The organism is Bradyrhizobium iriomotense (assembly GCF_018130765.1).
Lineage (GTDB): Bacteria > Pseudomonadota > Alphaproteobacteria > Rhizobiales > Xanthobacteraceae > Bradyrhizobium > Bradyrhizobium iriomotense_A.
The window spans coordinates 1-21,471 of record NZ_JAFCJZ010000043.1; the positions used below are offsets into that span (position 1 = coordinate 1).

The 21,471-nt window shown below is 65.9% G+C and carries 23 protein-coding genes and 1 tRNA gene; 17 read left to right on the forward strand and 7 right to left on the reverse strand.

The window, feature by feature from the left end:
- Nucleotides 1-110: 110 nt before the first annotated feature.
- The 3 genes from JQ635_RS38300 to JQ635_RS38310 are packed head-to-tail and all read right to left on the reverse strand — an operon-like array spanning nt 111 to nt 1,953.
- Nucleotides 111-470 carry a VOC family protein gene (locus JQ635_RS38300; RefSeq protein ID WP_211414936.1) on the reverse strand — a complete coding sequence of 120 codons (360 nt, stop codon included), beginning with the start codon at nt 468-470 and terminating at the stop codon, nt 111-113.
- 55 nt (nt 471-525) lie between these two features.
- Nucleotides 526-1,365: a helix-turn-helix transcriptional regulator gene (locus JQ635_RS38305; protein ID WP_211414937.1), complete on the reverse strand. Its 840-nt coding sequence runs from the start codon at nt 1,363-1,365 to the stop codon at nt 526-528.
- Nucleotides 1,366-1,374: 9 nt separating this feature from the next.
- Nucleotides 1,375-1,953 carry a methylated-DNA--[protein]-cysteine S-methyltransferase gene (locus JQ635_RS38310; protein WP_211414938.1) on the reverse strand — a complete coding sequence of 193 codons (579 nt, stop codon included), beginning with the start codon at nt 1,951-1,953 and terminating at the stop codon, nt 1,375-1,377.
- A gap of 174 nt (nt 1,954-2,127) precedes the next feature.
- Between JQ635_RS38310 and JQ635_RS38315 the strand changes: the two genes are divergently transcribed.
- The 12 genes from JQ635_RS38315 (at nt 2,128) to JQ635_RS38370 (ending at nt 12,737) form a co-directional block, all read left to right on the forward strand.
- A tRNA-Gly gene (locus JQ635_RS38315) sits at nt 2,128-2,201 on the forward strand.
- A gap of 170 nt (nt 2,202-2,371) precedes the next feature.
- Nucleotides 2,372-2,953 carry a helix-turn-helix domain-containing protein gene (locus JQ635_RS38320; RefSeq protein ID WP_211414939.1) on the forward strand — a complete coding sequence of 194 codons (582 nt, stop codon included), beginning with the start codon at nt 2,372-2,374 and terminating at the stop codon, nt 2,951-2,953.
- The gene (locus tag JQ635_RS38325) at nt 2,953-3,465 is read left to right on the forward strand and encodes a GNAT family N-acetyltransferase (protein WP_211414940.1); all 513 of its coding nucleotides are present in this window, start codon (nt 2,953-2,955) and stop codon (nt 3,463-3,465) included. Before JQ635_RS38320 ends, JQ635_RS38325 begins: the two co-directional genes overlap by 1 nt.
- 2 nt (nt 3,466-3,467) lie before the next feature.
- Entirely contained in the window at nt 3,468-3,932 is a 465-nt protein-coding gene (locus JQ635_RS38330) for a GNAT family N-acetyltransferase (protein ID WP_211414955.1), read from the forward strand.
- A gap of 92 nt (nt 3,933-4,024) precedes the next feature.
- Nucleotides 4,025-5,080: a LacI family DNA-binding transcriptional regulator gene (locus JQ635_RS38335; protein ID WP_211414941.1), complete on the forward strand. Its 1,056-nt coding sequence runs from the start codon at nt 4,025-4,027 to the stop codon at nt 5,078-5,080.
- Between the two features lie 82 nt (nt 5,081-5,162).
- A complete protein-coding gene (gene xylB, locus JQ635_RS38340) occupies nt 5,163-6,617 on the forward strand; it encodes a xylulokinase (RefSeq protein WP_211414942.1) in 1,455 nt (484 codons plus the stop codon).
- Nucleotides 6,618-7,940, forward strand: a complete 1,323-nt coding sequence (gene xylA, locus JQ635_RS38345) for a xylose isomerase (protein ID WP_211414943.1) — start codon at nt 6,618-6,620, stop codon at nt 7,938-7,940.
- A gap of 12 nt (nt 7,941-7,952) precedes the next feature.
- A complete protein-coding gene (locus JQ635_RS38350; protein ID WP_211414944.1) occupies nt 7,953-8,711 on the forward strand; it encodes an ATP-binding cassette domain-containing protein in 759 nt (252 codons plus the stop codon).
- A complete protein-coding gene (locus JQ635_RS38355) occupies nt 8,711-9,781 on the forward strand; it encodes an ABC transporter permease (RefSeq protein WP_211414945.1) in 1,071 nt (356 codons plus the stop codon). Before JQ635_RS38350 ends, JQ635_RS38355 begins: the two co-directional genes overlap by 1 nt.
- Before the next feature lie 94 nt (nt 9,782-9,875).
- Nucleotides 9,876-10,808, forward strand: coding sequence for a sugar-binding protein (locus tag JQ635_RS38360; protein WP_061879645.1), 933 nt, complete (start codon nt 9,876-9,878; stop codon nt 10,806-10,808).
- A 105-nt stretch (nt 10,809-10,913) separates the two neighbouring features.
- The gene (locus JQ635_RS38365; protein ID WP_211414946.1) at nt 10,914-11,891 is read left to right on the forward strand and encodes an aldo/keto reductase; all 978 of its coding nucleotides are present in this window, start codon (nt 10,914-10,916) and stop codon (nt 11,889-11,891) included.
- A gap of 3 nt (nt 11,892-11,894) precedes the next feature.
- Nucleotides 11,895-12,737, forward strand: a complete 843-nt coding sequence (locus JQ635_RS38370) for an amidohydrolase family protein (RefSeq protein WP_211414947.1) — start codon at nt 11,895-11,897, stop codon at nt 12,735-12,737.
- A gap of 201 nt (nt 12,738-12,938) precedes the next feature.
- Here the strand turns inward: JQ635_RS38370 and JQ635_RS38375 are convergent, their stop codons facing one another.
- From JQ635_RS38375 to JQ635_RS38390, 4 genes are all read right to left on the reverse strand, one after another.
- Nucleotides 12,939-13,304, reverse strand: a complete 366-nt coding sequence (locus JQ635_RS38375; RefSeq protein ID WP_211414948.1) for a nuclear transport factor 2 family protein — start codon at nt 13,302-13,304, stop codon at nt 12,939-12,941.
- A 157-nt stretch (nt 13,305-13,461) separates the two neighbouring features.
- Nucleotides 13,462-13,812 (reverse strand): RidA family protein, encoded by a 351-nt coding sequence (locus tag JQ635_RS38380; protein WP_027575148.1) that lies wholly within the window; start codon nt 13,810-13,812, stop codon nt 13,462-13,464.
- 93 nt (nt 13,813-13,905) lie between these two features.
- A complete protein-coding gene (locus JQ635_RS38385) occupies nt 13,906-14,823 on the reverse strand; it encodes an alpha/beta hydrolase family esterase (protein WP_211414949.1) in 918 nt (305 codons plus the stop codon).
- 3 nt (nt 14,824-14,826) lie between these two features.
- On the reverse strand, nt 14,827-16,485 hold the full coding sequence (locus JQ635_RS38390) for an FAD-binding dehydrogenase (RefSeq protein WP_211414950.1): 1,659 nt from the start codon (nt 16,483-16,485) through the stop codon (nt 14,827-14,829).
- A 264-nt stretch (nt 16,486-16,749) separates the two neighbouring features.
- Here JQ635_RS38390 and JQ635_RS38395 point away from each other — a divergent pair, with 264 nt between their 5' ends.
- The 5 genes from JQ635_RS38395 (at nt 16,750) to JQ635_RS38415 (ending at nt 21,248) form a co-directional block, all read left to right on the forward strand.
- A complete protein-coding gene (locus JQ635_RS38395) occupies nt 16,750-17,271 on the forward strand; it encodes a hypothetical protein (RefSeq protein WP_211414951.1) in 522 nt (173 codons plus the stop codon).
- Between the two features lie 197 nt (nt 17,272-17,468).
- Nucleotides 17,469-17,594, forward strand: coding sequence for a hypothetical protein (locus tag JQ635_RS39305; protein WP_283826932.1), 126 nt, complete (start codon nt 17,469-17,471; stop codon nt 17,592-17,594).
- A 20-nt stretch (nt 17,595-17,614) separates the two neighbouring features.
- A complete protein-coding gene (locus tag JQ635_RS38405) occupies nt 17,615-18,205 on the forward strand; it encodes an SCO family protein (RefSeq protein WP_211414952.1) in 591 nt (196 codons plus the stop codon).
- 270 nt (nt 18,206-18,475) lie between these two features.
- Complete coding sequence (locus tag JQ635_RS38410; RefSeq protein WP_211414953.1) at nt 18,476-19,411, forward strand: transporter substrate-binding domain-containing protein; 936 nt, start codon at nt 18,476-18,478, stop codon at nt 19,409-19,411.
- Between the two features lie 193 nt (nt 19,412-19,604).
- Nucleotides 19,605-21,248, forward strand: a complete 1,644-nt coding sequence (locus JQ635_RS38415) for a lysine--tRNA ligase (protein WP_211414954.1) — start codon at nt 19,605-19,607, stop codon at nt 21,246-21,248.
- Nucleotides 21,249-21,471 lie beyond the last annotated feature (223 nt).

The window sequence follows — 21,471 nt, forward strand, 5'->3', positions numbered from 1 at the left end:
ATCTGGCTCTCCGTGGGTTCGAGTGTGGAAACCCAAACCTATCGGAAAGGCCACGCTCACCGCCCCATGGAATCTACGGCATCTGTGTATGTGGAGCGCTTGGTCGCGCCTCACACGCAAACCGCCTCGACATTGTTGCCGTCGGGGTCAATCAAAAACGCAGCGTAATAGGTCGGGCTGTAATCCCTGCGCGGCCCGGCGCCGCCATTGTCGCGGCCGCCGCTCTTCAGCCCTTCGCTGTGGAACGCCTTGACCGCGTCATGATCCCCGGCGCGGAACGCGATATGCGCGCCGTCGGCTTTCCGGCCCTTGCTCAGGTGCAGCCACAGCCCCGGCTCGCCCTTCGGCCCGAAGCCGGCATAGCCGTCGCCGCTGGAGCAGAGGACGTAGCCGAGCGGGGCCAGCACCGCGGTGTAGAAGCGCGTGGCGGCGTCGAGGTCGGCAACGCGCAGTCCGATGTGGTCGTACATATTCGTCTCCATTGCAAAACGCGCCGCAACTGGCGCGCGCCGAAGACGACCCTAGTCAGTTGAGGGCAACCCGCTCTTGGAGAATCTTGCGCATCCCCTTCGAGGCCTGCCGGAACTTCGTCGGCGACACGCCGGCGGCGCGATGAAAGGTGCGGACGAAATTGGAGAGGTCGCCGAAGCCGACGTCATAGGCGACGTCGGTGACGGCGATGTCCTCGTCGGCGAGCTTGCGCGCCGCGTGCCGCAGCCGCGAGCGCACCAGATATTGATGCGGGGTGACGCCGAGCACGGCCGAGAACAGCCGCAGGAAATGGAATGGGCTGAGACCGGCCTGCTTTGCTGCCTGTTCGAGATCGAGCTCGGCATGCGAATTGTCGTCGATCCACAGCGCGGCTTCGACGGCGCGGCGGCGGTCGCGCGCGGTCGGGGTGGCCGGCTTACGCGCCCTGCCCGAAACCACATCGATGAAACGGCCCGCAAGAATTTGCCCGATCTCGTCGAGGCCAAGGTCGCTGTTGCCATCTGCTGCCGTCTGGGCCAGCTCGCCCAGCACCATCAGCTCTGGCAACGGCGGCGTCGCGCCGACCTTCCAGATCTCGCGCCGTCCGCCGAGGGCATCGACCAGGTCCTCGCTGAAGAAGAAGCCGAGGCAGACGTCGCCGCTGACATGCTCGTGCGTGCAGGTGTATTCCTCGCCGGGGGCGCCGACCAGCATCGAACCCGCCACCAGCTCGAAGAAGCCGGCACGGCAATGGCAGCCAAAACTGCCGGAGCGGACATAGGCGATGGAATGGCCGGTGCGGCATTCCGCGAACGGCGTGTCGTCCGGTCCCGCATCGCAGCGAAACTCGGAGACGGTCATCGAGCGTGTCGTCAGCAGCGTGGTCGCATCCATGCCACCTATCTAGGTAGACGGCCTCGGCGGAGCAACGGGCAGCAGCACCTCGAACAGCGTCTTGCTGGCGACCGGATGGGCGCCCTCCAGCGACAACAGCCGCCGCTTGGAGATCACCCCGCCGTAAGGCGAGATCCGGCCGGTGTAATTGCCGGCCTCCAGCACGCGGTGGCAGGGCACGATCAGCATGTAGGGATTTTTGGCGATGGCCTGCGCTACCGAATGCGCGGCGCCGGAGGCGCCCAGCGCCTTGGCGATCTCGTGATAGGTGCGCGTCTCCCCGCGCGGGATCGTGCAGGTGTATTCATAGACCCGCCGGTTGAAGCCGGGCACGCCGCCGGCATCCAGGCTGACGTCGGAAAAATCGGGATCGCTGCCCTGCAGCAGGCTCACGATGCCCTCGATCGCAAGCTCGGTATTGAGCGGAGGCTGCTGCTCGCGCGCCTCGGGATGAGCCCGGAAGATCCGGCGGCGGGTGTCGATCTCCCGCGGCTCCGGCAATTGCACGGCAACCACGCCGGTGCCGCTCCAGATGATGCCGCAACGGCCTATTGCCGTGTCGAATATCGCGTAGCCACGCCCCACCATGCACACGCCCCACTCAGTGCACGCTTTTCCCCCGACAGGCCGATCATAACACCGCCACAATCCGGCGCACCCGGAATCTTATCAGGACGTTAACAACCGTCCGGGCGGACGCGCCAAACCGCTTGGCGGGAGGCGCCGTCTCGGCTAATCAGGATGAGCGCGAGCAACGCATCCGCGGGCGTAGTTCAATGGTAGAACGGCAGCTTCCCAAGCTGCATACGAGGGTTCGATTCCCTTCGCCCGCTCCAAGCTTCCCCGACAGCATTTCTATTTGATCCAGCCGTGAGCCACACACGCGCTGCCCAAAGATTCTAATATATTAGCTCCTCGCTCCCGGCACGCGCGCCTCGCCAGCCTTAAGCTTCTCGCGCCCTGACGGGTGCGGTCCTCGTGTCGGGCAATGTTTCGGATGACAACCATGGACCAGCAAAAACTCGACCGCGCGATCGGTCGTCGCTTGAAGACTCTGAGGACGCAGGCGGGCATGACGTTGAACGAACTCGCAGGCCGCTCCGGTGTCAGCCGGGCCATGATCGGGCGGGTGGAGCGGGCGCAGAGCAGCGCGACGGCGGCGCTGCTCAACAAGCTCTGCGCGGCGCTCGATGTCACGCTCAGCGACGTCGTCGCGCTCGCGGAGAAGCCGCCGGAGCGCCTGATGCGGCTTGCGGACCAGCCGCATTGGCGCGATCCCGACAGCGGCTACCGTCGGCGTCATGCCTCGCCGCCGGATGCGGCGAGCGGCATCGAGATCATCGTCGTCGACCTGCCGGCCGGCGCGCGCGTCTCCTACAGCCCCTGGGGCCGCAACGCCTTCACCCAGCAGCTGCTGATGCTGGAGGGCGCGGTCTGCGTGCATATCGACGCCAAGACGGTGCGCCTGCGCGACGGCGACTGTCTCGACTTCGACGTGATGCGCGCGGTGACCTTTGAGAACGAAACCAAGCAGGACGCGCGCTACGTCATCATCACGCGGCGCGGCACTTCTTACGGGAAAATGTGATGTCGCTGATCGTGCGGGACGCCACGCTGGAGGATGCCGAGGATATTTTGGCCATCTACAACTACGCCGCGATCAACACCACGGCGGTGTGGACCGACGGTCCGGTTGATCTCGATTCGCGGCGCGCGTGGATGGGCGCACGGCAACAGGCCGGCTATCCCGTGCTGGTCGCGATGAAGGGCAGGGACATCGTCGGCTTCGCCTCGTTCGGCGATTTCCGCCCCTTTCCCGGCTATCGCCACACGGTCGAGAATTCCGTCTATGTCAGCGAGCGGCATCATCGGCTCGGCGTCGGCCGCTGCCTGATGGCCACGCTGATCGAGCGCGCCACGGCGCTCAACAAGCACACGATGGTCGCCGCGATCGAGGCCTCGAATTCCGCCTCGATCGCGCTGCACGCCTCGTTCGGCTTTGCCGAGGTTGGCCGTATGCCTGATGTCGGCTGCAAGTTCGGCCGCTGGCTCGATATGGTCCTCATGCAGATGCGGCTCGCAAGCGGAGTGAGGCCGTGACGATTGAGATCCGAACCGGCGACACCTATGATCCCCGCGTCATCGCGCTGCTCGATCATCACGTCGCGGCTGCGCGGGCGCAGACCGCGCCGGGCAGCGCGCATGCGCTCGATCTCGCGGGCCTTCGCGCCAGCGACGTCGCGTTCTGGACCGGCTGGGACGGCGAGACGCTGGTCGCTACCGGCGCGCTGAAGACGCTCTCGTCTGGTCATGGCGAGGTGAAGTCGATGCACACGCTGCAGACCGCGCGGCGGCGTGGCTTCGGCGGCCGGATGCTCCGCCACATCATCGCAGAAGCCCGCGTGCGCGGCCTGCAGCGGCTCAGCCTCGAGACCGGCTCGTGGGATTATTTCAAGCCGGCGCATGCGCTCTACCAGGCGCATGGTTTCGTTCTCTGCGGCCCGTTCGAGGGCTATGCCGAAGATCCCAACAGCCTGTTCCTGACGCTGGAGCTGACCGGCGGCTAGGCGCGGCCCCGGCGGACCCCGAAGCTCGAAATTAGCTTGCCGTCCCTCAAAATGAGTTGCGTACCTCAAAACACCTCTGCTAGCCTTCAGCGATGGCCGAGACGCTCACCACCGCCGCGCTGACGCTGAAGGACATCGCCCGCGAGGCGGGCGTCAGCCTCGCGACGGTCGATCGGGTGCTGCACAACCGGCCCGGCGTGCGGCCGGATACGGTCCGCCGCGTCAGGGACGCGATCGAGCGCAACTCCTTCCAGCCGCACGTGGCGGCCGCCGAGCTCGCGCGCGGCCGCGCCCGTCGCTTTGCCTTCGTGATGCCGTCGGGGCCGAACCCGTTCATGCAGCAGATCGAGGCCTATCTCGGCGAGATGACGGCCTGGCTTTCGGCCCGCCGCCTCAATGTCGAGATGGTCACAACCGACGTGTTCGACGCCGCCGTGCTGGCCGCCTCGCTGGAGACGCTGTCCGGCGATTACGACGGCGTCGCCGTGGTGGCGCTGGATCATCCCACCGTCCGCGCTGCCATCAACGACCTCGTCGACGCCGGCAGCAAGGTCGTGACGCTGGTCTCTGACGTGCCGTCCTCGCGCCGCCACCATTATGTCGGCATCGACAACATCGCGGCGGGCCGCACCGCCGGCGCGCTGGTCGGACGGCTGGTCGGCGGGCGCTCCGGCAAGGTGGCCGTCGTCGCGGGATCGCAGGGCCTGCGCGACCATGCCGAGCGCATCTTCGGCTTCAACCAGGTGATGGCTAGCGAATTCCCCGACCTCAGCGTGCTGCCGGTGCTGGAGGGGCGCGACGAAGACGAGCGTTCGGAGCAGCTGCTGGCGCGGCTGTTGGGCAGGCATGCTGACATTGTCGGCCTCTACAACGTCGGCGCCGGCACGCAGGGCGTCGCCCAAGCGTTGAACAACAAAGCGTTGAGCGAGGCCGGCCGCGACAAGGTCGTGTTTGTCGGGCACGACGTCACCGCGCTGACGCGCCGGCTGCTACTGCAGGGTGTGATGGATGCCGCGATCTCGCAGAACCCGGGCCATGAGGCGCGTGCCGCCGTGCGCGTGCTGCTCGCGCTCGCCCGCGGCGAGCCGATCCTGCGCGAGCAGGAGAAGATCAGGATCGACATCGTGATGCGGGACAATCTGCCTTAGCGGCAGGTGGATTTGGAAACGACCCGTTGCGGGGAAGGCGACACCAAGCTCGCACACCGCGACGGAACAAGGGGAGGATGGCGTGTATCTCGGAATCGACATCGGCACGTCCGGTGTGAAGGCGGTTCTCGTGAACGAAGCCGGCGCGGTGGTCGCGACGGCGGCGCGCGAGCTCGCACTGTCGCATCCGGCGCCGCTGTGGTCCGAGCAGGATCCCGACGCCTGGGTCGAGGGGACGATCGGCGCAGTCGACGATCTCGCGAGCCATCATCCGCACGAGGTAGCGCGGGTCGCCGGCATCGGCCTGTCGGGCCAGATGCATGGCGCGACGCTGCTCGGCGAAGACGGACGGCCGTTGCGTCCCGCCATCCTCTGGAACGACGGCCGCTCGCAGGCCGAGTGCGCCATCCTGGAACGGAGTTGTCCGTCGCTGCACGCCATCGCCGGCAATCTGGCGATGCCCGGCTTCACCGCGCCAAAGCTGCTCTGGGTCGCGCGGCATGAGCCGGAGATATTCAAGCGCGTCGCCAAGGTGCTGCTGCCGAAGGCCTATGTCCGCTACCGGCTGGCCGGCGAGATGGTCGAGGACATGTCGGACGCATCAGGCACGCTGTGGCTCGATGTCGGCGAGCGGCGCTGGTCGGCAGAGTTGCTGCATGCCACCGGGCTCGATCTCCACCACATGCCGCGCCTCGTCGAGGGCAGCGTGGTCAGCGCAGTGCTCGCGCCGGAATACGCGCAGCGCTGGGGCATGGCGAAAGACGTCGCGGTGGCCGGCGGCGCCGGCGACAATGCGGCGAGTGCGATCGGGCTCGGCGCCATCGCACCGGGCGATGCGTTCCTGTCGCTCGGCACCTCCGGCGTGGTGTTCCGTGTCACCGATCGGTTCGCGCCGGCACCGGCATCGGCCGTGCATGCTTTCTGCCACGCGCTGCCCGGACTCTGGCACCAGATGGGCGTGATGCTGTCGGCCGCGGCTTCGCTCGCCTGGCTCGCCGGCGTGATGGAAACGCCGGCCGCAGCGCTGCTCGCGCCGCTCGGCGAGCGCGTCGATGCACCGAGTCCCATACAATTCCTGCCCTATCTCGATGGCGAGCGCACGCCGCACAATGACGCGGCCGCGAGCGGCGCCTTCGTCGGGCTGCGCGGCGCGACCGGGCGTTCCGAGATGGTCCAGGCCGTGCTCGAAGGCGTCGCCTTCGCCGCGCGTGACAATCTGGCGGCACTCAGCGCGGCAAGCGCGCCGATCGCGGAACTCGATCTCGTCGGCGGCGGCTCGCGTTCGCCGCTGTGGGCGCAGATCTGCGCCGACGTGCTCGGCATTCCCGTCCATCGCGTCGAGGAAGGCGAGGTGGGGGCCGCGCTCGGCGCCGCACGGCTCGGCCGGCTCGCCGCCACCGGCGAAGATCCGGCTGAGGTTTGCACCCGTCCGCGGCGGCTTGCGAGCTTTGCACCCCGCGCATCCATGACCGCCGCCTATGACGAGGCCTATCGTCATTGGCGTGCGCTCTATCCCGCATTGAAGGAGTCTCTTTAAGTGAACGCGCCAGCAAAATTCTTCGATGCAACAACGCCCGTCGCTTTTGCCGGCAAGGATGCGGCGAACACGCATGCCTTCCGCTGGTACGACAAGGACCGCATCGTGCACGGCCGCCGGCTTGAGGATCATTTGCGCTTTGCGGTCTGCTACTGGCATTCGCTGTGCTGGCCGGGTGGCGATCCCTTCGGCGGCGAGACGTTCTTGCGGCCCTGGCACCACGGTACTGATGCGATGGCGATGGCGCGCGCCAAGGCCGATGTCGCCTTCGAGCTGTTCCGCCTGCTGGACGTGCCCTTCTTCACCTTCCACGACGTCGATGCGGCGCCGGAAGGGAATTCGCTCAGCGAGTCCGTCGCAAATCTAAACGCCATCGCCGATGTCTTCGAAGCGAAGATGGAATCGGCAAAAGTCCGCCTGCTGTGGGGCACCGCAAACCTGTTCACGCATCGCCGCTACATGGCGGGCGCTGCGACCAACCCGGACCCCGAGATCTTCACCTATGCCGCCGGCCAGGTCCGCGGCGCGTTGGAGGTGACGCACAGGCTCGGCGGCCAGAACTATGTGCTGTGGGGCGGCCGCGAAGGCTATGAGACGCTGCTCAACACCGATCTCAAGCGCGAGCTCGACCAGCTCGGCCGCTTCGTCTCCCTCGTCGTCGAGCACAAGCACAAGATCGGTTTCAAGGGCCCGATCCTGATCGAGCCCAAGCCCAAGGAGCCGACCAAGCACCAATACGACTTCGACGTCGCCACTTGCTACGGCTTCCTCGAACGCTATGACCTGCTCAAGGACGTCAGGCTCAACATCGAGCAGAACCACGCCATCCTCGCCGGCCACTCCTTCCATCACGAGGTCGCGCTCGCCGAGGCGCTCGGCGTGTTCGGCTCGCTCGACGTCAACCGCGGCGACGATCTGCTCGGCTGGGACACCGATCAGTTCGCGATGAACGTCCCCGAATTGGCGCTGGTGTTCCACGAGATCCTGACCCGCGGCGGCTTCACCTCGGGCGGGCTCAATTTCGACGCCAAGATCCGCCGCCAGTCGATCGATCCCGATGATCTCATCCACGCCCATGTCGGCTCGATGGATGCCTGCGCGCGCGCCTTCCTCGCCGCCGCCGATATGCTCGATGCCGGCGTGCTCACGACGCCGATCGCCACGCGTTACGATGGATGGGCCGGGCCCGAGGGCCGCGCCATTCTCGGCGGCCAGCGCTCGCTCGCCGATCTCGCCGACCGTGCGCTCGCTCCGGGCTTCGACCCGCAGCCGCGCTCGGGCCGACAGGAATATCTGGAATCCCTGGTCAACCGCTACGTCTGAGGAACGCCGCTGATGACAAAGGCTGACGCGACACCGGTCCTCGAGCTCACCGGCATCGGCAAGGAGTTCGGCGCGATCCGCGCGCTGCATGATGTCGACATGCAGGTCTTCCCGGGCGAGGTGGTCGGCCTGATGGGCGACAACGGCGCGGGCAAGTCGACGCTGGTCAAGATCATCGCCGGCAACTTCCGCCCCACGCACGGCGAGATGCGCTTTGCCGGCAGCGCGGTGCATTTCAACCGTCCCGTCGATGCGCGCGCTGTCGGCATCGAGGTGGTCTATCAGGACCTCGCGCTATCGGACAATCTGACGGCAGCGGCCAACGTCTTTCTCGGCCGCGAGCTGAAGCGCAAATTCGGACCGCTCGCCTTGCTCGATCACAAGGCGATGGCGGCACGGGCGCTGGAATTGTTCGGCGAGCTGCGCTCGGAGACGCGCCCCGATGATCTCGTCAAGCAGATGTCGGGCGGTCAGCGTCAGGCGGTTGCGATCGCGCGGACCCGGCTCTCCAATGCGCGGCTGGTGATGATGGACGAGCCGACCGCTGCGATCTCGGTCCGCCAGGTCGAGCAGGTGCTTGGCCTGATCCACCGGCTGAAGGAGCAGGGCGTCGCCGTGATGCTGATCTCGCACCGCATGCCCGACGTGTTCGCGGTGTGCGACCGCGTCATCGTCATGCGCCGCGGCGAGAAGCGCGCCGACAAGCCGATCCACGAGACCTCGCCGGAGGAAGTCACCGCCCTCATCACCGGCGCGAAGGAGGCGGCGTGATGGCCATGCCCATGGAATCCCCGATCACCTTCTCCAACGTCGGCAAGATCAGATGGTGGCAGCGCGGCATCTTCGCCTCCCAGACCGGCTATGTCCTGCTGGCGCTGGCGGTGCTGCTGGTGATCATGCATTTCGCCAGCCCGTACTTCTTCACCGAAGGCAACATGCAGAATGTGGCGAAGAACTTTTCCTTCATCGCCATCGCGACACTCGGCGTCACCTTCGTCATCATCACCGGCGGCATCGATCTCTCGGTCGGCTCGATGATGTGCTTCTCCGCCATGATCACCTCGATGGTGATGACCGAGCTGTCGGCGCCCGGCTCGCCGTTGGTGCACATGGCGGCCGACGGCAAGACCGTGCTGGCCAATGTGCCCGGCCTGATCCTGCTGGTCTCGATCCTTGCCGGCCTCGGCGTCGCGCTGATCGCGGGGCTCGTCAACGGCTTCTGCATCGCCGTGCTCGGCCTGTCGCCCTTCGTCACCACGCTCGGCATGCTCTCGATCGTGCGCGGACTCGGCTATGTCGTCTCCAATGGTCGCGGCAGCTTCCCGGGCGGGCCGGATGCCGATTATTTCTATGCGCTCACCTCAGGCGACGTGCTCGGCGTGCCCGTGCCTTTCATCTATCTCGTGGTCCTCGCACTGACGATGGCCGTGGTGCTGCACCACACCTCGTTCGGCCGCCATGTCTTTGCGCTCGGCGGCAACGAGAAGGCGGCGGAGCTGACCGGCATCCCGGTGGTGCGCGTGAAGATCGAGGTCTATGTGATCTGCGCGCTCGCCGCGGGCCTCCAGGGCATCATCATCTCCGGCTGGCTCGGATCGGCGCCGGCCAACATGGCGACCTCCTACGAGCTCAACGTGATCGCGGCGGCCGTGATCGGCGGTGCCAATCTCGCCGGCGGCATCGGCGGCCCGCTCGGGGCCATCGTCGGCTGCGTGCTGCTCGAGGTGATCCGCAACGGTCTCGTGCTGGCGCAGGTCTCCTCCTACTGGCAGCAAACGCTGGTGGGCGTGATCATCATCCTGGCCGTGCTGGTCGATCGCATCCGCTCGCGGATGACCTGACGTGACGTCATCCCGGGAAGGCAACGACAATGCCGCCTGTCCGCTTCCCGGGCGCTTTCGAGAGGATAGGCACCAAACAAGGGTGGAGGAGACAATGAGGAAACTTCTTCTGGCCGGCATCGCTGTCGCAATGATGGCAACGCCGGCGTTCGCTGCGAACTACCGCTTCGTCATCGTGCCCAAGGCGATGAACAATCCGTTCTTCGACTTCGCGCGCGACGGTTGCCTGAAACGCGCCAAGGAGCTCGGCAATATCGAGTGCATCTACAAGGGACCTGTCGAGCACGAGCCGGCGACGCAGGCGCAGATCATCCAGGACTTCGTCACCCAGAAGGTCGACGGCCTCGCCATCTCGGTCGCCGACGTCGCGGCCATGACCAAGTCGATCGAGGCGGCGACCGCCGCCGGCATTCCCGTCATCACCTTCGATGCGGATGCGCCCGGCTCCAAGCGCATCGCCTATATCGGCACCAACAACAAGGAGTTCGGCTTAGCCCTCGGCAAGCAGCTGCTGAAGATGCGGCCCGACGGCGGAAAGTATGCGATGGTCTCGGGCGGCCCCGGCGCCAAGAACCTCGCCGAGCGCGTCGATGGCGTTCGCGAGGCGCTGAAGGGTTCGAAATGGACCGAGGTCGCGGGCTCGCCGACCTTCTGCAACGACGATCCCGCGCTCGCGGTCCAGCAGATGACGGACATGCGCACCGCAACGCCCGATCTCGCCGCGATCGTTCCCATCGGCGGCTGGCCGATGTTCGCCCCCGAAGGCTTCAAGGCCTTCGCCAGCAGGAACAAGAAGGACATCGATTCCGGCAAGTTCACGCTTGTTGTCGCCGATACGCTGAAGATGCAGCTCGAGCTGTTGCGTGACGGCTATGCCAATGCGCTGGTCGGCCAGCGTCCCTTCGAGATGGGCGAGAAGGCGATGGACACGCTGCTCGCCATCAAGAAGGGCGAGAAGGTGCCGGAGATCGTCTACACAGGCCTCGACCTCGTCACCAAGGACAACGTCGCGCAGATGCTGAAGTAGGAGCGCCGCCAGCCCCGTGCTCCTGCGTGCCTCCCCCGCTTGCGGTTTCCGCAAGCGGGGGAGATGATCTTTGGACCGTTGGAATGAAGACGTAAGGTAATGGGAATGAAACGCTCGCGGCTCGGCTCTCTCGACGTCACCTCAATCGGCCTCGGTTCCGCCCCGCTCGGCGGATTGTTTGCGCCTGTCAGCGATGCCGATGCGGAGGCGACCCTCGCAAGAGCCTGGACGCTCGGCGTCCGCTTCTTCGACACCGCGCCGCTCTACGGCTTTGGCCTCGCGGAGCGGCGGCTCGGCGCGTTCCTGCGGCAGCAGAAGCGCGAGTCCTACGCCATCTCGACCAAGGTCGGCCGCCTGCTGCGCGCCCCCGATGACGGCGCCGCCGAGGACGAACACTACAAGGGCACGCCGCGCGAACGGCCGGTGTTCGATTTCAGCTACGACGGCGTGATGCGCTCGGTCGAGGAGAGTCTTGCCCGCCTCGGGCTCGATCGCGTCGACGTCCTGCTGGTGCACGATCCCGATGATTATTATGACGAGGCCGTCACCGGTGCCTTCCGCGCGCTCCAGCGCCTGCGCGCAGACGGCACGGTCAAGGCGATCGGCGCCGGCATGAACCAGTCGGAAATGCCTGTGCGCTTTGCGGAAGCCGTGCCGGTCGACTGCTTCCTGCTCGCCGGCCGCTACACGCTGCTCGACCAAGGCGCGCTGGATGCGCTGTTTCCGCTCTGCGCCGCCAGGAACATCGGCATCCTGCTCGGCGGCATCTACAACAGCGGCATCCTGGCCAATCCGCACAGCGGGGCGAAGTTCAACTATCAGGATGCTGACGCGGCGCTCGTCGCACGTGCGCTCGCGCTCGACGAGCTCTGCCGCAAACACGGCACCGAGCTGAAAGCCGCCGCGCTGCAGTTCTGCATGGCCCATCCGGCGGTGACCGTCGCCGTGATGGGCGCGCGCAACGCCGGCGAGGTTGCCGACAATATCGCGATGTCGGAGAAGACAGTGCCGGCGGCGTTCTGGCAGGAGCTGCGCGCGCGAAACCTCGTCGACGCCCGCGCGCCGCTGCCCGGTGGAGCGTAAGTCATGATCATCGACGCCCATCAGCACTTCTGGGACCCCGTGCGCGCCGACTATCCCTGGATGGAGGCGCCCGAGCTGTCACCGATCCGCCGCGCCTTCGGCCCGGCCGATCTCGCACCGCTGTTGAAGGCGAACGGCATCGACGCCAGCATCGTCGTGCAGTGCCGCTCCGCGCTGGAGGAGACCGAGGAATTCTTGCGGATCGCGCATGCGACGCCCTCGGTGATCGGCGTCGTCGGCTGGGCCGATCTGACCGACGGCGACCTCGGCGACACGCTCGACCGGCTGCGCGCCTTGCCTGGCGGCGACAAGCTGGTGGGCATCCGCCACCAGGTCCACGACGAGCTTGATGCCGATTGGCTGCTGCGCGAAGACGTCCAGCGCGGCCTCACCGCAATGCTCGCCCGCGATCTCACCTACGATTTCCTCGTCCGCACCCGCGAGCTGCCGGCCGCGATCGCAACCGCACAGGCCTTCCCGCAGGCGCGCTTCGTGCTGGACCACGCCGCCAAGCCGCCGATCGCCGACGGCGGAAGCGACGAATGGACGGATCGCATCGCGGCGTTAGCTGCCTGCGGCAACGTCTGGTGCAAGATTTCAGGCCTCGCGACGGAGGCGAAGTGGGACGATTGGGATGCAGAGCGACTGCTTCCGTTCGTCGCGCACGCCGCGAAAAGTTTTGGTGAGGACCGCTTGATCTTCGGCTCGGACTGGCCGGTGTGCCTGCTCGCGGGCAGCTACGGCGAGATCAAGGGTGCGCTGGAGGCGTGTCTGGCGAAGCTCGGGCCGAATGTGCGCGAGAAGGCGTTCGGGGTGAATGCGAGGGCGGCGTATCGGTTGGCTTGACGGCTGTCGATGCGCGCTTCTTTCTTCCTTCTCCCCTTGTGGGAGAAGGTGGCGCGAAGCGCCGGATGAGGGGTTCTCTCCGCGAACTCACCTCTCAAGACTCGCGTGCGGAGAGATACCCCTCACCCCAGTGAGCCTGTGTCTGCGAGCGGTGATGCCCTCTCCCACAAGGGGAGAGGGCGCAGTAACGCGCAGTGCCCCTCACGCCCCCGCAGGTACCTGATCGAGGAACCCCGTCACGCTTCGGATCCGCCCGTCCTTCAGCACGGCGAAATCCGTTCCCTTGATCGGGCTGTCAACGCCGTCAGGACCAAGCCCCCACGAGAAGCGCACATGATCGCCGTAGCCGTTGGGCTCGCCGATCAGCTTGAACCTGAAATCGGGAAAGCGCTGCTGCACGCCTGAGATCAGCGCGTCGATGCCGTCCCGGCCGTCGCCCTTCATCAGGGGATCGACATAGCTCGCATCGGCCGTCCATGTCTCGCTCAGCAGCTCGCGCCGGCGGCTTGGCGTGCGTTCGTTCCAGAGATCAATGTAGCAGTGGGCGATGGCGGTGTGGTCGGTCATGATGCTCTCCTTCGATGACGCCGTGTTCGGCTGACCGTCACTATCGAAGGATTGCGCGCGCGGATCGATTACCTCGGAGGTCATCGGCACGCAAAAAAAAATGAAGCGCGATGATGGCCTCATCGCGCTTCATTCGCATGTCGGTTGTTTGCGAAGATTACTTCGCGGCCGTCACCATGATCTCGACGGTGTATTGCGGGGCCGCCAGCTTGGCTTCGACGGTGGCGCGGGCCGGGGTGTTGCCGGGCGAGACCCAGGCGTCCCACACCGCGTTCATCTCGCCGAAGGTCTTCATGTCGGTGATGTAGATGGTGGCCGAGAGCAGCTTCGACTTGTCGGTGCCGGCCTTGGCGAGATGGCCATCGATCGTCGCCAGGATGTCCTGGGTCTGCTTCGTGACGCTTTCACCGGCGGCCTTGTTCGCGACGACGCCGGCGAGATAGACGGTGTTGCCGTGCACGACGACCTGGCTCATGCGCGGGCCGGTTTCAAAACGCTGAATGCTCATTTGGGGATCTCCTGGTGGAATGGCGGCCCTGTCTAGCGCAGCGCCTCGCGGTCAGCCACCCCGGGTACGCATGCATCGCCGCCGATGCATGCGTCACGGAAACTGGCTGAAGAACGACCAGATCGTCTCGGCGCCGTCGATGTCGCCGTTCCGCGGTCCCAGCAGGCTGGTCGCGACCCGCGGGAAGCGGGCATCCGGAGCAAAGCCCGGCATGCGGTGGCCGCCACCGTTGATGCGATAGAGCACGACGTCATGGCCTTTCGGACAGCGCGAGTAGATCCGCGTGACGGTGGACTGATCTGCGGGCGCCTTGTCGGGCTGGTCTGTCACGCCGACATCATCGATCTCGCAGCCATTGAGCTTGCGCCAGAACGCCAGCGTCTCCTCGGTCGACCAGAACCCGTCTGCGGCAAAATAGCTCGATCCGCGGCCGCCGGCGTAGGGGACCAGCGGGTCGGCCGTGCCGTTCATGAGCAGTATCGGCAGCGGCCGCGACGGATGGCACGTGACGGCGGCCTCTTCAGTGAGGTTCATGATCACGCTCGCGCCCGCCGCGAACAGATCGGCCCGTGCGCAGAGAAGCGTCATCGCCATGGCGCCGCCATTGGAGATGCCGGCGACATAGATGTGCTTCGGGTCGGCGGTGCCGTTCGCCACCAGCTTCTCGACGAGCTTTGCGATGAAGGCGATGTCGTCGGTGCCATCGGGCGGGCCGCGGAGTGCGGGCCCCGCCTTGGTCCGCGCATCGGCCCAGGCATGGTTGAGGCCGTCGGGAAATGCGACGGCGAAACCCTCGCGTTTCGCGACCTGCGGCCACGCCGTCCGCGCGATCATGTCGGCGCCGCGCTGGGTCTTGCCGTGCAGCACGACCACCAGCGGCACGAGTCTCTTCGCCGGAAGCTGCACGCTGTAGGAGCGCTTCACACCGTTGACGTCGATGATGTCGGCGGATGCGACCGAGGCGGCACTCAATGCCGCAAGAAACATCCCGATCTGCATCCACCGCCGCATGGTCTATCCCACCGCTTTCGCCGCCGCGCGGCCGGCATTGCGGCCCGAAAACAGGCAGCCGCCGAGGAAGGTGCCTTCCAGCGAGCGATAGCCGTGCACGCCGCCGCCGCCGAAGCCCGCGGCTTCGCCGACCGCGTAGAGGCCGGGAATGACGCTGCCCTCTGCGCCGAACACGCGCGAGTCGAGATCGGTCTCGAAGCCGCCCAGCGTCTTGCGGGTGAGGATGTTGAGCTTGACCGCGATCAGCGGCCCCTGTGCGGGATCGAGGATGCGGTGCGGGGCGGCGGTGCGGATCAGCCTGTCGCCGATATAGCGGCGCGCATTGTGGATGTTCATGACCTGCGCATCCTTGACGTAGGGATTGGCGATCTCGCGGTCGCGCGCCTCGATCTGCATTTTGATGTGCTCGAGCTTGAGCAGGTCGTTGCCGGCAAGCTTGTTCATCCCCGCAACAAGGTCCTCGATCTTGTCGCGCACGATGAAGTCGACACCATGGCTTTTGAAGGCCTCGACCGGCGCAGGCGCGCCCTTGTTGGTGGCGCGGCGCAAGGTCATGCGCCAGCTCTTGCCGGTGAGGTCGGGGTTCTGCTCCGAGCCCGACAGCGCGAATTCCTTCTTGATGATGCTCTGGGTCAGGATGAACCAGGAATAATCATAGCCGGTCGACATGATGTATTTGAGCTGGCCGAGCGTGTCGGAGCCGGGGAACAGCGGCGCCGGCAATCGTGTGCCTGTTGCGTCGAACCACATCGACGAAGGCCCGGGCAGGATGCGGATGCCGTGGCGCGGCCAAATTGGATTCCAGTTCTGGATGCCCTCGACATAGTGCCACATGCGGTCGCGGTTGATCAGGCGCGCGCCGGTCTTTTCGGTGATGCCGATCATGCGGCCGTCGACGTGCTCGGGCACGCCGGAGATCATGAACTTCGGCGGCTCACCTAACCGCTTCGGCCAGTTCGCCCGCACCAGTTCGTGGTTGCCGCCGATGCCGCCGGACGCCACGATCACGGCCTGCGCCTTCAGCGCGAATTCGCCGACGACATTGCGCGAGGAACTCTTGCCGCGCTCGATAGTGTCAGGTGCGAGCACGGCGCCGCTGACCCCATCCACGGTGCCGTTGGTGATGGAGAGCGCATCGACGCGATGGCGGAACTTGAAGGTGAGGCGGCCGCTCTTCATCGCCTCGCGTGCGCGGCGCTCGAACGGCTCGACGATGCCGGGGCCGGTGCCCCAAGTGACGTGGAAACGCGGCACCGAATTGCCGTGGCCCATCGCGTCATAGCCGCCGCGTTCGGCCCAGCCGACCACGGGGAAGATGCGATGGCCCATCGCGCGCAGCCAGTCGCGCTTCTCGCCGGCGGCGAAGGCCACATAGGCTTCAGCCCATTTGCGCGGCCAAAAGTCCTCGTCGCGGTCGAAGCCGGCGGTGCCGAGCCAGTCCTGCATCGCGAGGTCGAAGGAATCCTTGATGCCGAGCCGGCGCTGCTCCGGCGAATCGACCAGGAACAACCCACCGAACGACCAGAATGCCTGGCCGCCGATCGACTGCTCGCCTTCCTGGTCGACGACGATCACCCGCTTGCCCGCGTCCGCAATCTCGGTCGCGGCTACGAGGCCCGATAGTCCCGCGCCGACGACGATGACGTCCGTTTCCTCAGCCATGCGCTTCCCCCTCCATGAGTTCCCCCTGTAATTGTCCGGATTGAAGCCAGCGGTCGTAACTGAGATCAAGGGCGTGGCGCGTAAGACCTCATTAACTTGTTCCAGTTTGGGATAGAGACCGGCCGGGTGCAGCGCGGACGCAACACTGGATTTGAATTTGTTTTGATCCAGCCGGCCTGCCTAGACAAAACCTTGGTTACGACGGACGCTAGCACTGCATCACCACCTGACACGCAGATTCGAATTCGACCGGGGCGGGGGACAATGAAGTTTCTGACGGGGTTGCTTGCGGCGGTACTCTTGATCGCGGGCATGGGGGCTTCTCACGCGGTGGTTCGGATCGCGGATGACCGCGGCGGCCGGATTGGAACCTACGTCGACAAATACCAGGACCTCAGGCAATCGGGCGAAACCGTCATCATCGACGGCCTCTGCGCCTCGGCCTGCACCATCGTCCTCGGCGCCATCCCGCACGACCGCATCTGCGTGACCTCGAGCGCGACGCTCGGCTTCCACGCCGCCTGGGATTTCGGCTCCAATGGCCGCGCCGTCACCAATCCCGAAGCAACCCAGATGCTCTACGCGATGTATCCGTCGCAGGTGAAGCGCTGGATCAGCCAGCGCGGCGGCCTGACCCCGCACATGCTGTTCCTGAGGGGCAAGCAGCTCCAGGCCATGTACAAGCCCTGCTACATGGACGCCCAGGCTTCGGCAATCAAGCCGGCACGCCGGTCCCTCCCGCAACCGGAGCAGGTCGAGACTGCCCGGGGCCAGCTGCTTCACTGACACCACAGGCGTGACGGGATCGTCGAGCCCGCCAGCGGCGCCTTTGCTTGCTGGCGGCGCCTTGCCCGCAGGCGGGCTAAAGCCTATCTGAAAGCCTGGGAACCGGGGCCTTCGCCCCCAACGTTGTCATGGCTCAACCACTGCACCCGGGACATCCGTTACAGGACAATTCGTCCACTGCCGGCCGGACGCCGTCCGTGCTGCTGTTGGCGGGCGCCGGTGTCGGCGGGCTGGTCGTGATCGGCGCGCTGGCGCTGTGGTTCCACTACGGCAGCCAGGTGTTCTTCGAAATGATCAGGACCGGCTTCGCCGCCTGCTTCTGACCTCCGACAGGAAGTTTTCTATGAGTTCCGCCGCCCGACCGCTGGTGATCGCGACCGCCTTTGCAGCAAGCCTCGTCCTCGGGCTCCTGATCATGTTCTGGGCCATGGGCGGGGTCAGCAAGGTGGCGCAGCCCGCCGCGATCGGCGGCCCGTTCCAGCTCACCGACCAGAACGGCAAGGCCGTCACCGACAAGAGCCTGAAGGGCAAGCCGACCCTGATCTTCTTCGGCTACACCCATTGCCCCGACGTCTGCCCGACCTCGCTGTTCGAGATGTCGGAAGTGCTGCGTGCCATGGGCAAGGACGCCGACAAGGTCAATGCCGTCTTCATCTCGGTCGACCCCGAGCGCGACACGCCGGCGACGATGAAGGACTATCTGGCGAGCTTCGATCCGCATCTGGAGGGCCTGTCCGGCGATCCCGCCGAGACCGCCAAGGTCATCACCTCCTACCGGGTCTATGCCAAGAAGGTCCCGACCAAGGACGGCGACTACACCATGGACCACACCGCACTGATCTACCTGATGGACCGCGAGGGCAGGTTCGTCTCGCCGTTCAACCTGAAGCGGACGCCGGAAGAGGCGGCGGCCGATCTGAAGCGGTATCTTTGAGACTCCGATCGAGCGGCGCACGCCGCTGCACCTCTCCCGCTTGCGGGAGAGGTCGGCGCGTCCCGGGCGATGCGAAGCATCGTCCCGAGCGCCGGGTGAGGGCTCTCTCCTCTTGGGGGCTCTCGCCCAGAGGAGACACCCTCTCCCCGACCCTCTCCCGCAGGCGGGAGAGGGAGCGCACCTTCACCGTGGCCACATTCCGCGCTCGCGTTCCCGGCGGGATGGTCTATAAGGCCCTCTGATCCCAACGAAATTCATTGCTTTCGGCCGATGGCTTCCTCGCAACAGGCGAAATCGTTCAAATCTGTCCGTGGCTTGCTGGCAGGGCTGGCTGTCAGCGTCTGCCTGCTCGCCGGCCTGGCGAGCGCGAACGCCCAGGCCCCGGCCAAGCAGCCCCCGTCGGCCCCTCAAGCGACGCCGCAGACCGCGCCCCAGGCGGCCCCCCAGGCCGTGCCCGGATTCTGGGACCCGCGCCGGCGCCCGGAGCGGCCGGACCTGTCACGCCTGACCGTGATCCGCTTCCTGACCGAGACCGACTATCCGCCCTTCAACTACACCGGCGCCGACGGCAATCCGGCTGGCTTCAACGTCGACCTCGCCCGTGTGCTGTGCGAGGAGATCAAGGTCACCTGCACGGTGCAGATGCGGCGCTTCGAGACGCTGGTCGACGCGCTCACCTCCAACCGCGGCGATGCCATCATCGCCTCGATGGCGGTGAGCCCGCAGCTGCGCGCCCGCGTCGACTTCACCGATCCCTACTACCGCGTGCCCGCGCGCTTCGTCTCGCGCAAGGACGCGGTGATGCCGGAGATCCGCCCCGAATATCTCGAAGGCAAGAAGGTCGGCGTCATCGCGGGCTCCGCGCATGAGGCGTATCTGAAGGCGATGTTCACCGACGCCGAGCAGCACCCCTATCCCAACGACGATGCGATGCGTGCCGCGCTTCGCAAGGGTGAGGTCGACTTCATCTTCGGCGATGCCATCTCGCTGGCGTTCTGGATCAACGGCACGGATTCCGGCGATTGCTGCGCCTTCTCCGGCGGTCCCTTCGTCGAGAGCCGCTTCTTCGGCGAAGGCATCGGCATCGCCGTCCGCAAGGGCAACGACGTGCTGCGCCAGGCCCTGAACTGGGCCCTGTTCCGCGTCTGGGAAAAAGGCCGCTACACCGATCTGTGGCTGCGCTATTTCTCGGTGAGCCCGTTTTGATCGCTTCATCTCGTCGCGCTAGCGGCGAGCGAACTGCCGTAGGGTGGGCAAAGGCGCGTCAGCGCCGTGCCCACGTCTTTGAAGGTGGTGGGCACGCTTCGCTTTGCCCACCCTACGATTCCCGCGTTAGTTGCCCCGCAACTTTTGCATTCTGCCCGGAAATCGCTATTTTCCGCGGCCCGGAGGCCCCTTGATGTCCGTTATCGATCCCAGCATGAGCCCGAGCGATCTGCGTGCGCTCGCCGAACAATCCAACGCCTGGCCGTTCGAGCAGGCGAAGGCCATTGTCGCGCGGCTGAAGAAAAGCCCGAAGGACGAGGTGCTGTTCGAGACCGGCTACGGGCCGTCGGGCCTACCGCATATCGGCACGTTCGGCGAGGTCGCGCGCACCTCGATGGTGCGCCATGCCTTCCGCGTGCTCACCGAGGACAAGATCAAGACGCGCCTGCTCGCGTTCTCCGACGACATGGACGGCTTTCGGAAAGTGCCCGACAACGTCCCCAACAAGGAGATGCTGGCCGCGCATCTCGGCAAGCCGCTGACGCGGGTGCCGGATCCGTTCTCCAGCGAGTACCCGTCGTTCGGCCACCACAACAATGCGCGGCTGCGCGCCTTCCTCGATCATTTCGGCTTCGACTACGAGTTCGCGAGCTCGACCGACTACTACACGTCGGGCCGTTTCGATGCGACGCTGCTGAAGATGCTCGCCGCCTACGACAAGGTCATGGCGATCATCCTGCCGACGCTGGGGCCGGACCGCCGCGCGACCTACTCGCCGTTCCTCCCCATCAGCAAGACCACCGGTGTCGTGCTTCAGGTGCCGATGATCCGCCGCGACGTCGCGGCCGGCACGGTGACCTATGTCGATCCTGATACCAACCAGGAAGTCGAGACGCCCGTCACTGGCGGCAACGTCAAGTGTCAGTGGAAGGCCGACTGGGCGATGCGCTGGGTCGCGCTCGGCGTCGACTACGAGATGGCCGGCAAGGATTTGATCGACTCGGTGAAGCTGTCGGGTGCCATCGCCAAGGCGCTCGGCGCCACGCCGCCCGAAGGTTTCAACTACGAGCTCTTCCTCGACGAGCAGGGCCAGAAGATCTCGAAGTCGAAGGGCAACGGCCTCACCATCGACGAATGGCTGCGCTACGCTTCGCCGGAATCGCTGTCGCTGTTCATGTACCGCGAGCCGAAGGCGGCCAAGCGGCTGTATTTCGACGTCATCCCGCGCAACGTCGACGACTACCAGCAGTTCATCGACGGCTTTGCCAGGCAGGACGGCAAGCAGCAGCTCGGCAATCCCGTTTGGCACATACACAACGGCAAGCCGCCGCAGGGCGACATGCCCGTCACCTTCCAGCTGCTGCTGACGCTGGTGTCATCGTCGAACGCGGAGAACGCCGAGACGCTGTGGGGCTTCATCGGCCGTTACCGTCCCGGCGTGAGCCCGCAGACGCATCCGAAGTTAGACGCGATGGTCGGCTACGCCATCAACTACTATCGCGACTTCGTCGCGCCGACGAAGCAGTTCCGCGTGCCCACGGACACGGAGCGCGCGGCCTTGCAGGACCTGCGCGATGCGCTCTCGCAGCTTCCGCAGGAGGCATCCGCGGAAGACATCCAGAACGTCGTCTACGAGATCGGCCGCCGCGAGCCGTTCCTCGACCAGGTCAAGAAGGGCAAGGACGGCCGCCCCGGCGTCACGCTCGACTGGTTTAACATGCTCTACCAGGTCCTGCTCGGCCAGGAGAAAGGTCCGCGCTTCGGCTCCTTCGTCGCAGTGTACGGCGTGCAGAATGCGGTCAACATGATCGACGGCGCGCTGGCAAGGAGCGCGTAGCCACGACATTCTCCCTCGTCGTCCCGGCGAACGCCGGGACCCATAACCCCAGGGAGAAGTTGGGCGAAGACTCGTAGTTGCGCTTACGTCGGTACGAAGACCGCCACTCTTCGATAGATCACGCGGTATGGGTCCCGGCGTTCGCCCTAGGGCATGCACATATCTCTGAGGCTCCATCCTGCTGCGACGGCATGGAAGTATTCGAGGCCGTTCTTGAAGGTGA